This is a genomic window from Paraburkholderia phytofirmans (genome assembly GCF_046028095.1).
Classification (GTDB): Bacteria; Pseudomonadota; Gammaproteobacteria; order Burkholderiales; family Burkholderiaceae; genus Paraburkholderia; species Paraburkholderia phytofirmans_A.
This window is the reverse complement of the sequence record NZ_JAQQDJ010000008.1, coordinates 350,812-362,946: the sequence shown is the minus strand read 5'-3', so window position 1 is coordinate 362,946 and position 12,135 is coordinate 350,812. Positions and strand designations below refer to the sequence as shown.

At 63.6% G+C, this 12,135-nt stretch carries 12 protein-coding genes; 7 read left to right on the top strand and 5 right to left on the bottom strand.

Translation table 11 applies throughout. The features are described from left to right. The first annotated feature begins 4 nt into the window (after positions 1-4). Positions 5-982 (top strand): PDR/VanB family oxidoreductase, encoded by a 978-nt coding sequence (locus PQR54_RS23625; RefSeq protein ID WP_408249853.1) that lies wholly within the window; start codon positions 5-7, stop codon positions 980-982. Between the two features lie 50 nt (positions 983-1,032). Here the strand turns inward: PQR54_RS23625 and catC are convergent, their stop codons facing one another. The 3 genes from catC to PQR54_RS23610 form a co-directional block, all read right to left on the bottom strand. Then, complete coding sequence (catC, locus tag PQR54_RS23620) at positions 1,033-1,323, bottom strand: muconolactone Delta-isomerase (RefSeq protein ID WP_408249851.1); 291 nt, start codon at positions 1,321-1,323, stop codon at positions 1,033-1,035. A gap of 138 nt (positions 1,324-1,461) precedes the next feature. Then, on the bottom strand, positions 1,462-2,370 hold the full coding sequence (catA, locus tag PQR54_RS23615) for a catechol 1,2-dioxygenase (RefSeq protein WP_408249849.1): 909 nt from the start codon (positions 2,368-2,370) through the stop codon (positions 1,462-1,464). A 63-nt stretch (positions 2,371-2,433) separates the two neighbouring features. Next, positions 2,434-3,591: a muconate/chloromuconate family cycloisomerase gene (locus PQR54_RS23610; RefSeq protein WP_408249847.1), complete on the bottom strand. Its 1,158-nt coding sequence runs from the start codon at positions 3,589-3,591 to the stop codon at positions 2,434-2,436. A 103-nt stretch (positions 3,592-3,694) separates the two neighbouring features. Here PQR54_RS23610 and PQR54_RS23605 point away from each other — a divergent pair, with 103 nt between their 5' ends. After that, positions 3,695-4,582 (top strand): LysR family transcriptional regulator, encoded by an 888-nt coding sequence (locus tag PQR54_RS23605; protein WP_408249845.1) that lies wholly within the window; start codon positions 3,695-3,697, stop codon positions 4,580-4,582. A gap of 17 nt (positions 4,583-4,599) precedes the next feature. Here the strand turns inward: PQR54_RS23605 and PQR54_RS23600 are convergent, their stop codons facing one another. Beyond that, positions 4,600-5,520, bottom strand: a complete 921-nt coding sequence (locus PQR54_RS23600; RefSeq protein ID WP_408249936.1) for a LysR family transcriptional regulator — start codon at positions 5,518-5,520, stop codon at positions 4,600-4,602. Positions 5,521-5,625: 105 nt separating this feature from the next. Here PQR54_RS23600 and PQR54_RS23595 point away from each other — a divergent pair, with 105 nt between their 5' ends. Genes PQR54_RS23595 through PQR54_RS23580 form a run of 4 tightly spaced genes read left to right on the top strand, consistent with a single transcriptional unit; the run spans position 5,626 to position 9,196 of the window. Next, on the top strand, positions 5,626-6,909 hold the full coding sequence (locus PQR54_RS23595; protein WP_408249843.1) for an aromatic ring-hydroxylating oxygenase subunit alpha: 1,284 nt from the start codon (positions 5,626-5,628) through the stop codon (positions 6,907-6,909). Further along, positions 6,906-7,406, top strand: a complete 501-nt coding sequence (locus PQR54_RS23590; protein ID WP_408249841.1) for an aromatic-ring-hydroxylating dioxygenase subunit beta — start codon at positions 6,906-6,908, stop codon at positions 7,404-7,406. Before PQR54_RS23595 ends, PQR54_RS23590 begins: the two co-directional genes overlap by 4 nt. 32 nt (positions 7,407-7,438) lie before the next feature. Next, positions 7,439-7,822: a tautomerase family protein gene (locus PQR54_RS23585; protein ID WP_408249839.1), complete on the top strand. Its 384-nt coding sequence runs from the start codon at positions 7,439-7,441 to the stop codon at positions 7,820-7,822. A 57-nt stretch (positions 7,823-7,879) separates the two neighbouring features. Further along, a complete protein-coding gene (locus tag PQR54_RS23580; RefSeq protein ID WP_408249837.1) occupies positions 7,880-9,196 on the top strand; it encodes an MFS transporter in 1,317 nt (438 codons plus the stop codon). A 10-nt stretch (positions 9,197-9,206) separates the two neighbouring features. Here the strand turns inward: PQR54_RS23580 and PQR54_RS23575 are convergent, their stop codons facing one another. Further along, complete coding sequence (locus tag PQR54_RS23575) at positions 9,207-10,703, bottom strand: PAS domain-containing sensor histidine kinase (protein WP_408249835.1); 1,497 nt, start codon at positions 10,701-10,703, stop codon at positions 9,207-9,209. A 238-nt stretch (positions 10,704-10,941) separates the two neighbouring features. Between PQR54_RS23575 and PQR54_RS23570 the strand changes: the two genes are divergently transcribed. Then, complete coding sequence (locus tag PQR54_RS23570; RefSeq protein WP_408249833.1) at positions 10,942-12,111, top strand: acyl-CoA dehydrogenase family protein; 1,170 nt, start codon at positions 10,942-10,944, stop codon at positions 12,109-12,111. The last annotated feature ends 24 nt before the right edge of the window (positions 12,112-12,135 follow it).

The following is a 12,135-nucleotide window of genomic DNA, read 5'->3' as shown; positions in this document are numbered from 1 at the left end:
GATCATGGAAAGAACCACCTTCAACGTGCGCGTCGATAGCGTCCGCGACGAAGCGCATGGCGTGCGCTCGTTCAGCGTCTCGCGACTGGACGGGCAACCGTTCGATCGCTACGAACCCGGCGCGCACATCGACGTGACCGGACCATCCGGCGTCACGCGGCAATATTCGTTGTGCGGCGACCCGGACCAGCGGGACGCGCATCTGTTCGCCGTGAAGCGCGAAGACACGTCACGCGGCGGCTCGCGGTCGCTGCATGAGGACGTAACCGTCGGCAGCGAATTGACCATCGGCGCACCGCGCAATCTGTTCCAGCTCGCGCCGGGCGCCGAAGACCATGTGCTGATCGCCGCGGGTATTGGTGTGACGCCGCTGCTGAGCATGGCGTACCGTCTGCTCAAGCAACAAGAGCGCTTCGTGTTGCATTATTTCGCGCGCAGCGCGGAGCACGCGGCGTTCTTGCCGCTGCTTTCACGCGCGCCGTTCAGTGATTATGTGAAGCTGCACTTCGGCGTCGCGCGCGAGCAACTCGATGCGGTGCTCGGCGATTGCCTCGCGGAAGCGCGCGAAGGCACGCACGTTTACACCTGCGGGCCGGCGCCTTTCATGGAACGTGTAGTGGCGATCGGCGAAACGCGCCTCGCGTCTGAAGCGATCCATCTCGAACGCTTTGCCGCCGAACCGGCTTCGACCACGAGCGCCGAATCGGCCTCGCTCGATACCTTCGACGTGCAGATCGCGAGCAGCGGCGCGACCGTGCGCGTGGACAAGGACACGACCATCGTCGCGGCACTGGCATCGATCGGCATCGAGGTGGATACGTCGTGCGGCGAAGGCGTATGCGGCACGTGCATGGTCGACGTGGTGAGCGGCACGCCCGAGCATCGCGACCATTGCCTGAGCAAAGCGGAACGCGCAAGCGGCAAGGTGATCTGCTGCTGCATTTCACGCGCTACGTCGCCGGTGCTGGTGTTGGATCTCTAAAGCCTGACATAAGGTGCTGCAATCGCAGCACCTTTCTTAGACGCCTTTTCTTACCGGTCGTCGTCGCGAATCGACGACGCATGCCGGCACAGCGCGCGCACTTCGACTTCCATATACGGAAACAGCGGCAACTGGCTCAGCACGTCGTGCAGATGCGCGGGACTCTCCACGTCGAACACGCTGATATTCGCGTAGCGGCCGGCAATGCGCCACAGATGCCGCCAAACGCCCTCCTGTTGCAGCTTTTGCGACATCGCTTTCTCATCGGCTTTCAGGCGCGCGGCGCGTTCGGCATCCATATCGGCCGGCAGGTGGACGGTCATCTCAACGTGAAACAGCATGCTTGCTCTCCTCTCTGATCGGTAAAAAAAGCCCCAGCGGCGCGGCCAATCGCGCCGCGCAACCAGGGCTGACAGATTCGTGCGATACGTCAGGGCGTTTTCTCTCGAACTCCCGGCTTCAGCCCTGCGAATGCCGCATCAGGCTTCGGCGCGCAGACGCTCGACTTCGGCGTCCGGCAGGTTGTCGCGCTCCTTGAACAGCGTGAAGTCGAAGTCGATCAGCGCGAAATTGCCGTCCACGCCATACGGTTTGCCTTCGGCGCCTTCAGCCTGCTTGACCGCCGGCACGAGGCCGTCGCGCGTGGCGAAGGCGAAGTCGTCCCACAGATACGGATCGCCGTCGATGTTGATCTGCGTGGTCAGCTTGCGGAAACCCGGCGCGGAAACGAAGAAGTGGATATGCGCAGGACGATGCCCATGCCGGCCGAGTTGATCGAGCAGCAATTGCGTCTGGCCTTGCGGCGGCACGCTATAGCCGACCGGCACCACGCTGCGGAAGCTGTATTTGCCTTCGGCGTCGGTACGGATCGAACGGCGCAGATTGAAGGCCGGCTGCGATTTGTCGAAGTACGAGTAATTGCCCAGATGGTTCGCGTGCCACACTTCGACGAGCGCATGCGCGAGCGGCTTGCCGTCTTCGCCGAGCACGCGGCCACGCATGACCAGCGTCTGCCCCGGATCGGTGCCGTCGTCCAGTCGCGCGTGCCCGTCGGAAACCGGCGCGCCGGCCACGTACAACGGGCCTTCGATCGTGCGCGGCGTGCCGCCTTCAATGCCGGCCTTCGCCTCCGCTTCATCCAGACGCAGATCGAGAAAATGCTCGAAACCCAGACCCGCGGCCAGCAGACCGAGCTCGCCGCTCTTGCCGGCGTCGCCGAGATAATTCAGCGCCGTCCAGAATTCGGCGGGCTGCACGTCGAGATCTTCGATCGTATAGAACAGATCCTGCACGATCCGGTTGACGATCTGCTTGGTGCGCGGATTACCTTCGCTGGTGGCGCTGTCGTTGATCTTGTTGAGCAGCGCGTCGATAGCTTGCTTGTTCATGAGGTATCTCCTTCGATTGATGTTCTGGATGGCTAACGGATGAGCCTTCAGTACTTCGATGCTTCAGTTCGTGGTAACGCTGGCGCCTTTGCGCGTATCGCGCCGCAGGCGGTCGATCTTGTCCCAGTCGAGCGTAATGCCAAGACCCGGACCTTGAGGCAGATGCAGCGCGAAATTCTCGTAGCGCAGCGGTTCGGTGAGAATCTCTTCGGTCAGCAGCAACGGGCCGAACAGTTCCGTGCCCCACTTCAACTCGCCAAAGGTGCTGAAGAGTTGCGCGGAAGCGATCGTGCCCACCGCGCCTTCGAGCATCGTGCCGCCGTACAGATCGATGTTCGCGGCCGACGCGATGGCCGCCACGTGCGCGGCGCCCACGAGGCCGCCGGATTGCGCGATCTTCACGGCGAACACATCGGCGGCGCGCGCGCTGGCCACGGCGAACGCATCGGCCGGACCGTGCAGCGCTTCGTCGGCCATGATCGGCACCAGCGCGAGGTCGGTCAGGCGCTTCAGACCCGCGCGATTCTCCGCGGCGATGGGTTGCTCGATCAGCGTCACGCCCGCGTCGGCAAAACGCCGCGCGGCCCAGATCGCGTCCGCTTCGCTCCATGCCTGGTTCACGTCGACACGCACTTCGCCGCGTCCTTCCACCGCTTTCTGGATCGCGACGACATGCGCCACGTCCTCGGCGACGGCGCGCGTGCCGATCTTCAGCTTGAACACGCGGTGGCGCTTCGTCTCGTACACCTGCTCGGCTTCGTCGATATCGCGTTGCGTGTCGCCGCTTGCGAGCGTCCACGCCACGTCCACGGAATCGCGCACGCGCCCGCCGAACAACTCCGAGAGCGGCACGCCGAGGCGCTGTGCCTGCGCATCGAACAACGCCGTTTCCAGCGCGGATTTCGCAAAGCGGTTGCCCTGAAACAGTTTGCGCAGTTTCGCCATCGCGGCGCCCGGACGCGTCGCGTCCATGCCTTTGAGCAACGGCGCGAAATACGTGTCGATATTGACCTTGATGCTTTCCGGGCTTTCCTCGCCGTACGCGAGGCCGCCGATCGTGGTGCCCTCGCCCACGCCGACCAACCCGTCGGCGCAACGGATGCGCACCAGCACCAGCGTCTGGCAGTTCATCGTTGCGACCGAGAGGCGGTGCGGACGGATCGTCGGTACGTCGACGAGAATCGTCTCCACGCTCTCGATCTTCACGGGTGTTGCTATCATTCGTTGCCCTCCTGAACTGCTGTACCGGGAGCCCCAATAGTAGAAACAACCCGCGAAGCAGTCCAACACCGATTCCGACTACTTCCATACCGTAGGGGTATGCATGGAACTTCGCCAACTCCGCTATTTCATCGCGGTCGCCGAAGAAATGAACATCACGCGGGCCGCCCAGCGCCTCCACATGACGCAGCCGCCGCTCAGCCGCCAGATCCAGCAGATCGAGGAAAGCGTCGGCCTGGCGCTGTTCGAGCGCGGTTCGCGGCCGCTGCGGCTGACCGAGGCCGGGCGGATCTTCTATACGCAGGCCAAGCGACTCGTCGACGAGGCGGACGAGCTCGCCCCGCTCACGCGGCGCCTCGCGCAACTGGCCGAGCGCGTCGTCATCGGCTTCGTGCCGTCGACGCTGTATGGCGCGCTGCCCGCCGTGATCCGCGCGTTTCGCGAGGCCGCGCCGCATATCGAGCTGTCGCTGATCGAAATGTTCACGATCGAACAGCTCGCCGCGCTCAAGGGCGGCCGTATCGACGTAGGCTTCGGCCGCCTGCGTTTCGACGACGCGCAACTCGCGCGCGAGGTTCTTGTGGAAGAAAGAATGATTGCCGCATTGCCGCAAGACCATCCGCTGGCGCGACAAAAAAAGCCGTTGACGCTGGCGGCGCTCGCGCAGGAAACCTTGATCGTCTACCCGAGTACGCCGCGGCCGAGCTATGCCGACCAGCAGCTATCGGCCATGCACGATCATGCGTTGGAGCCGAAGGCGATTCATGAAGTGCGGGAATTGCAGACCGCTTTAGGTCTGGTGGCGGCGCAAGTGGGCGTGTGTCTCGTGCCGGAAAGCGTCGAGGGTTTGCGCGCGCACGGCGTGGTGTACCGGCCCATTCCGGCGGCCAATGTCGCTTCGCCGATCATCATGAGCCGCCGCTTGCAGGACGAATCGCCGACCACCACGTTACTGTGTTCGATCGCGCGAGACCTGTTCAAAAAGGCCTGAACTTCCTGGTCTCGTCGTCACTTCTCGTCGAAGCGCTTGACGATATCCGCCATCAGATTGCGCAGCCACACGTTGCCCTCGTCCTGATCGAAGTGCTCGTGCCAGTGCATCGTGACCGCCGCGATCGGCAAGGTCACGGGCAATTCATAGATCTGAAAGCCGCCGTCGCGATTGAAAATATGCGCGAGACGGCGCGGCAGCGTGGCGAACAGATCGGTGACGGCCAGCACACTCGGCAACGCCACGAAATGCGGTAGCTCCAGCGCAATATGACGGCCGACGCCTTGCGTGCGAAATTCGTCGTCGAGCGCGTGGTGGCTGTGCTCGACCGACGTGATCTGCACGTGCGACGCATCCAGAAACGCCTTCAAACTCAGCTCCTTCGTGCGCGGCAGGCCGCGCCGCTTCCTCGTCATACACACGTACGTCTCTTCGAACAGCGGCTGATGCCGCGTGCGCGCGGTCAGCGTGGGCAGATTGCCGATAGCGAAATCGAGCCGGCTCGCGCGCAGTGCGTCTTCCATTTCCTCGACCGGCAATGGCTCGATACGCAGCCTCACGCGCGGCGCCTGCTGGTGCAAAGCCTCGCAAATCGGCGGCAGATAGGCCAGTTCGCCTGCGTCCGACAATGACAGCCGGAACGTGCGCGTGCTCACCGCCGGGTCGAAATGCTCCGCGTAACGCAGCGCTTCGCGCACGGTGTCGAGCGCGCGGGACACGATGGTCGACAGTTCCAGCGCGATCGGCGTGGGCTGCATGCCGGCGCGTGTGCGGATGAAAAGCGGGTCGTCGAACAGCGTACGCAACCGCCCCAGCGAATAGCTGATGGCGGGCTGCGACAGCGCCAGCCGCTCGCCCGCGCGAGTCAGGCTGCGCTCTTCGACAATCGCCTGAAAAACGCGCAGCAAATTGAGGTCAACGTGGTCCAGCGAATTCATCGAGATATCCATGCGGTTGATTTTATATTTCATTTTAGATCAATTTGACGCATATCAGCGAGTCGGCGAGACTGCGCTTCATCGACCACCCCACTTACACAAGCCATGAGCGAATCGTCATATCAGACCGTCGATACGAGCGCGTTGTACCAGCGCGCGCAGTCCGACCGCGTGGCCCCGTCGCTGTACTACGACCCGGCCGTCTTCGAAGCGGAACTCGAACGCATTTTCTACAAGACGTGGATCTGGGTCGCGCACGAAAGCGAACTGCCGAATCCGGGCGACTTCCGCACGACCACGATCGGCCGTCAGCCGGTGATCGTGGTGCGCGACAAGAGCGGCGCGGTCAACGTCTTGCAGAACCGCTGCCGTCATCGCGGCGCGACCGTCTGCGAACAGCACAAGGGCAACGCGAAAGGCTTCACGTGCCCGTATCACAGCTGGACCTACGGCCTCGACGGCGCCCTGCGCGCGCTGCCGTACGGCGACGGTTATGAAGGCGTGATCGACAAGACCGAACTGCCACTTGCCAGTCTGCGCGTGGGCATCTATCAAGGCCTGATCTTTGCGAGCTTCAATCAGGAGATCGAGCCGCTGGAAGATTTCCTCGGCGGCGCCAAGCCGTGGATCGATCTGTTCATGAAGCAGGGCGCGGGCTATCCGATCAAGGCCAACGGCGAACACCGTTTCCGCTTCAACGGCAACTGGAAAATCCAGCTCGAGAACACCACCGACCTGTATCACTTCCCCGTGGTCCACAAGTCCTGGATGAAATCGATCGACGACGAAACCGCCGCCGCAATCACGAGCTTCATGACCAGCGACCAGGCTTTCTGCCGCTCGCTCGGCAACGGCCACAGCCTCGCCGTGCTGGTGCCGGAAATCGTCGATCTCGACATGGACGACGGCGCGCCGATTCCCGAACGCTTCGAAGAACTGGCGGCCTCGCTCGCCAAGGATCACACGCCGGAGGAAGTGCGCCGCATCGTGCGCTCCCTGATGGGCGTCGGCTTCAACCTGAATCTGTTTCCTAACCTTGCGTTGTCGATGGCGTTTTTCCGCGTACTGCGGCCCATTTCCGCGAACGAGACCGAGATCCGTCACGTCGCCCTCGCGATGGACGGCGGCCCCGAGGAAGCGAACCGCGTGCGTCTGCGCATTCACGAACACTTCCAGGGCCCGTTCGGCTTCGGCAGCCCGGACGACGCCGAAGCATGGGAGCGCGTGCAACGCGGCTCGCAGGCCGGACCCGATCTGCCGATTCTCGTCAACCGTGGCTTGAATCGCGAAAGCACCGCGCCGAACGGCGAAAAGACCGCCCACGCCACCGACGAAACCGGCATGCGCGAAGCGTACGCGCAATGGCGCACGATGATGGAGCAAGCATGATGGACGACAGGAACACGCTGTTTTCACAGAAGACCTTTGCCGGTGCAATCGAACTCATCTGGCGCGAAGCCGAGTTGCTGGACCGCAAGGACTATCGCGAGTGGCTCACGCTGTGGGACCCGGCGGGCTTCTACGTGGTGCCGATCGATCACGACACGACCGACTTCGCCGCCACGTTGAACTACGCGTACGACGATCAGGACATGCGCGAAAAACGCGTGCAACGCATGATGTCCGGCTATTCGGCATCGGCTACCGACGCCGCCCGTACTGTGCGCACCGTGTCGCGCTTCACGCTCACGAGCGACGCCAGCGATGAAGTCACGGTGAATTCGGCACAAGTCATCGTCGCGTATAAACGCGGCAAGTCGACGCTGTTCGCCGCGGACCTCACGCATCGCATCAGTTTCGCAAGCGGCGAGCCGCGCATCGCGCAGAAGGTGATTCGCCTGATCGATTCGACCGAAGCGTTGAGCGCGATCGGCTTCCTGCTTTGATCTTTTCGGTCCTCGAACTTTAGAGCACAGGGATGCCTACACTGGAAGTCTATTTGCCGGATGGTCACTGGCCGGCGCGCAAGGCGCAATTGATCGCGGGCCTCACTCAGGCCACCGTGAAGGCAATCGGCGCGCCCGCCGAATCAGTGCGGATTCTGCTGAGTGAACTGCCATCGCACGATTTCGGTTCGGGCGGCGTGAGCAACGCGAATGTTCGAGCGCCGCTGCTCACCATCGTGGCGATCCTGATCGCGGGCCGCACGCCCGCGCAAAAGGAAGCCCTGATCGCCGCGCTCAGCAAGACCGGCGCTGACCTGCTCGACACGCCGCTCGACGCCGCCCGCGTGATGATCAAGGACATTCCGAACACCGATTTCGGCATCGGCGGGCAGACCGCGAAATCACTCGGGCGCTAGCGCCTTTCCCGCGCTAGCGCCTTTCCCTTTAGTCAACGCGAACCAACAGGCACGCAGATGCAAAACGACACGTTTTCTCCCACGGCCGGATCGCCACCTGTATCCGCGGCACCGGCCACCTCGCGAACCTTGCGGCGGATCATCATCGCCTCCGTGCTCGGCAATGCGCTCGAGTGGTACGACTTTTTTCTGTACGGCACGGCCGCCGCACTGATCTTCGGACCATTGTTCTTCCCGCTGCACGGCGATCCGCTACTCGGCACGCTGGCCGCCTTCGCGGGCTTCGCGATCGGTTTCCTCGCGCGGCCGCTGGGCGGTATCGTGTTCGGCCATATCGGCGACCGGCACGGCCGCAAGCGCGCGCTCGTCATCACGCTGATGATGATGGGCGTGGCCACCTTCGGCATCGGCCTGTTGCCCACCTTCTCGCAAGTCGGCTTTCTCGCGCCTGCCGCGCTCGTGTGTTTGCGAGTCGTGCAAGGCATCGCGTCAGGCGGCGAATGGGGCGGCGGCGTGCTGCTGATCAGCGAGAGCGCGCCGGCCAATCGTCGCGGCTACTATGCGGCGTTCAGCCAGTTGGGCGTGGCGGGTGGCTTCGTGTTGTCGGCGGCCGCGTTCTATCTGGTGCAGCGCTTGCCGGTAGAAAGCTTCATGTCGTGGGGCTGGCGTGTGCCGTTTCTGGCCAGCGTGCTGATCTTCGGCGTCGGCGTGTACATTCGCCGGCGCCTGCCGGAGAGCCGCGACTTCACCGCCGCCAAACCGAAGCACATGCCTGTGCTGACGGTGCTGCGCAATCATCCGAAGCAGGTCTTGCAAGCAATGGGGCTGCGCGTCGCCGAAAACGGCGGGACGTATATCTTTCTTTCGTTCGTGCTGGTGTACGGCAAGACGATCGGCGTGCCGGTTTCGGTGATGCTCGGCGGCGTGATGGCCGCCATGCTGCTCGAACTCGTGACGATCGTGTTGTGGGGACGTCTATCGGATGTAATCGGACGGCGGCCCGTCTATATGATCGGCGCGCTCGGCTTGGTGGTGATCGCGTTTCCCGCCTTCTGGCTGATCGATACGCATCAACCGATGCTGGTGTTCCTCTCGCTCGTGCTCGGCCTGCCCTTCTGCCACGGGGCCATGATCGGCACACAACCCGCGTTGATGGGCGAACTGTTCCCCACTGAAGTGCGTTACTCGGGCATGGCGCTCGGCCACGAAATCGCTTCGGTTTTTTCCGGCGGACTCGCGCCGCTCGTGGCTACCGCGCTGTATGCGCAAGTGCGCGCGCCGTGGCCGGTCGCGCTGATGCTGATCGGCTTCGGCGTCATCACGGCCCTCACGCTCGTGACGATTCCGCGCCACACCAGCACCACGCATGATTGATCTGCTGCAATCAGCCGGCGGGCGCGGCGGCGAGTGGCAGCGAGAAGCTGCATTCGAGCCCGCCGTGCTGCGCCGGTTTTGCCCAGATCTCGCCGCCGTGTCGCGTGACGATGTTCTTGCACAACGAAAGTCCGATGCCGTTGCCGCCTGCTTTCGACGAAGAGAAGCCGTCGAACAGACGGCCGTGAGCATCGGCGGGAACGCCTGGGCCGTTGTCGATGACCTGGGCAATCGCGTGTTTGCCGCGCAGGTGCGTGACGAGGCGAAGCTCGCGGCTTTCCGAGGTCGCGCTTTTGTTTGTCCCTTCTCCAAGCGCTTCGATCGCGTTGAAGGCCAGATTCAACACCACCTGGCCGATCAACACGCGCTCGACGTAGACGGGCAGCGGCTGCGTCGCCTGCTCGATCGTGAGCGTCACGCCCGCCTCGCGCGCGCGCAACTCGATGAAGTACGCCACGTCCGCGAGCACCTCGCGCAGATCCGCATGCGTCTCGCTCGGCTCGCGCTTGACGACGTAATCGCGCACACTCTTGATGATCAACGCCGCATGCTCGGCCTGGCGATCGGCGCTGCGCAGGCCCCATACGGCGTCGTCGATCGAAGCGGGTTGCGCGAGCCGCCGGATCGAGCCTTCGATGAAGTTGCGCACGGCGGCAAGCGGCTGGCTCAACTCATGAGCAATCGCGGTCGCCATTTCCCCCATTGCGTTGTAACGTCCCGCGTATTCAAGCAGACGCGCTTCATTGCGCCGCGCTTCTTCGACGGCGACTTCGTCCGTCACGTCGCGAAAGTGCAGCAGCCTTCCATTCAGCTCGTTTTCAATCTCGATACGCCGGCACGTGATGCGCAACCAGCCCGGCGTGCCGTCGCGGCGCGTGATGCGATAACGCTGCGGCGCCGACGGTTGAATCCGCGGCGCGTTCGCGAGCTGTTCCAGCAGACGCTCGCGGTCCGGTTCGCTGCAATAGTCGAGCAGGTCGCCCATCGGCGCGCCCTCTTCCAGACCGAGCACGCGCCGGCCGGATTCGCTGACGAACTCCACTTCGCCAGTGGGCGTCAGCACCGCAACGCCTTCGCCGAGATCCTGCATGAATTCGCGCAGCCGCGATTCGTAACGGCGCAGCGTTTGCTTGAGCGTGTCTTCGACGCTGATGTCGCGGAACTGCACCATCACCACCGCGCGCTCGCGCAGCGGCACGTAAGTGGCGATCGCCTCGGACAACATGTCCGCACCGGTGCGCGAGCGGTAACACCACTCGTACACCTGCGGGCCTTCGGTAATCGAACGGTCCATTGCGCCGACGCCGATCTCGCGGCGGTATTTCGGCACCGGCCGCGTCATGTCCTTCGCCTTGAGCGGCAGCAATTCGGCGAGCGTAAAGCCAAGCGCGTCGCAGGCCGCGCGATTCGCCCACACGATCGCCTTGGTGTCGGCGTCGTGCAGCAGCACGCACAGCGTGAGCGCGTCGAGCAGGCGATGGAAGTCTTCTTCGGCGGGGAAATTCATCGGGCAGTACAGCACACAGGTTCGATCACGTATGGGCAGAAACATAACACCAGTGCGCGTGTTCCGCGTCTGAAGATTTCTTTAGATGCCCCCGGAGCATTACTTAAAACGGCGCCTGGCGTCCCAATTGAAGCGTTCTTTTTGCATTTCTAGACTGGTCTGAATCTGCGTGGTTGGTCGTTTCGGGTCCAACTTGCCGCGAATTCCAGTCAATAACGAATCAAGGAGAAATCCCACCATGTCCGACACCGCCGCCGTTGCTGCCGAACAATCGAATACGTCGAACACCGCGCGCCTGCCGCTCGACGAAGTGATCGCCGAGATCGCCGCGCGCCGCGAAGAATTCGACCGCCTTTCGCATGTGCCGCGTGACGTGATCGCGAAGCTCAAGCGTGCGGGCGTGTATCGCGCGGCCACGCCGCGGCGCTTCGGCGGTGACGCGCTGGCGCCCGCCCTGTTTCTCGACATGATCGAGCGCATTGCGGTCGCGGACGGTTCGGCGGCATGGGTCGCGAGCTTCGGCTCGGCCAACGTCTATCTGGCGGCGCTGCCGCTGCATACACAAGCGGAAATCTATGCCGATGGCCCCGACCAGGTGTTCGCGGGCGGCCTCTTCCCCGTGCAGCCTGCGCAGCCCGCTGAAGGCGGCTGGCGTGTGAACGGCACATGGAAATTCGCGAGCGGCTGCAAGGGCGCGGACTGGCTCGGCGTGGGCATCGGTGTCGGCGCTCCCGGCGCGGGCGGCAAACCGCGCACGGCCGTGTTCCGTGCGCATCAGGTGCAGATCGTCGAGAACTGGGACGTGGTCGGCATGCAGGGCACCGGCAGTCACGATCTGCGCGTGTCCGACCAGTTCGTCGCGGACGACTGGACCTTCGTGCGTGGCGGCGAACCCTGCGTGGACGAACCGTTGTATCGCTACCCAACCATCGCCTACGCCGCGCAAGTGCTCGCCGTGGTCAACCTCGGCCTCGCGCGTGCCGCGCTCGACGTCGCCAACCACATGGCCGGCGGCCGCAAGACGACCACAGGCGCGCCGCAACTCGCCGACCGCGCTTACTACCGCATCGAACTCGCAAAAGCCGAGGCGCAATTGCGCTCGGCGCGCGCATTCTTCTACGACACCACTAACCAGGTCTGGCAATCGATCCTCGCCGGCAACCCCGTCACAGCGGATCAGGTGAGCCTGCTGCGTCTTTCGGCGACGCAGATCGCCCGCGAAGGCGCCGACGTCGTGCAGCGCGCTTACCGGCTCGGCGGCACGACGGCGATTTATCGCTCGCATCCGTTGCAACGCCTGATGCGCGACTCGATGGTCGTCACGCAGCATGCGTTTCTCGGCGAAGGCAACTACGACGGCGCAGGCGCGGTGTTCGTCGGCGTACCGCCGATTCCGGGCTACCTGTAAGCCACTTTCTGATCGACCACTATC

Excerpts from the sequence above, each read along its gene's own strand:
- PQR54_RS23625 (WP_408249853.1), top strand. The coding sequence starts at position 5 with ATGGAAAGAACCACCTTCAACGTGCGCGTCGATAGCGTCCGCGACGAA.
- catC (WP_408249851.1), bottom strand. The coding sequence starts at position 1,323 with ATGCTGTTTCACGTTGAGATGACCGTCCACCTGCCGGCCGATATGGAT.
- catA (WP_408249849.1), bottom strand. The coding sequence starts at position 2,370 with ATGAACAAGCAAGCTATCGACGCGCTGCTCAACAAGATCAACGACAGC.
- PQR54_RS23610 (WP_408249847.1), bottom strand. The coding sequence starts at position 3,591 with ATGATAGCAACACCCGTGAAGATCGAGAGCGTGGAGACGATTCTCGTC.
- PQR54_RS23605 (WP_408249845.1), top strand. The coding sequence starts at position 3,695 with ATGGAACTTCGCCAACTCCGCTATTTCATCGCGGTCGCCGAAGAAATG.
- PQR54_RS23600 (WP_408249936.1), bottom strand. The coding sequence starts at position 5,520 with ATGAATTCGCTGGACCACGTTGACCTCAATTTGCTGCGCGTTTTTCAG.
- PQR54_RS23595 (WP_408249843.1), top strand. The coding sequence starts at position 5,626 with ATGAGCGAATCGTCATATCAGACCGTCGATACGAGCGCGTTGTACCAG.
- PQR54_RS23590 (WP_408249841.1), top strand. The coding sequence starts at position 6,906 with ATGATGGACGACAGGAACACGCTGTTTTCACAGAAGACCTTTGCCGGT.
- PQR54_RS23585 (WP_408249839.1), top strand. The coding sequence starts at position 7,439 with ATGCCTACACTGGAAGTCTATTTGCCGGATGGTCACTGGCCGGCGCGC.
- PQR54_RS23580 (WP_408249837.1), top strand. The coding sequence starts at position 7,880 with ATGCAAAACGACACGTTTTCTCCCACGGCCGGATCGCCACCTGTATCC.
- PQR54_RS23575 (WP_408249835.1), bottom strand. The coding sequence starts at position 10,703 with ATGAATTTCCCCGCCGAAGAAGACTTCCATCGCCTGCTCGACGCGCTC.
- PQR54_RS23570 (WP_408249833.1), top strand. The coding sequence starts at position 10,942 with ATGTCCGACACCGCCGCCGTTGCTGCCGAACAATCGAATACGTCGAAC.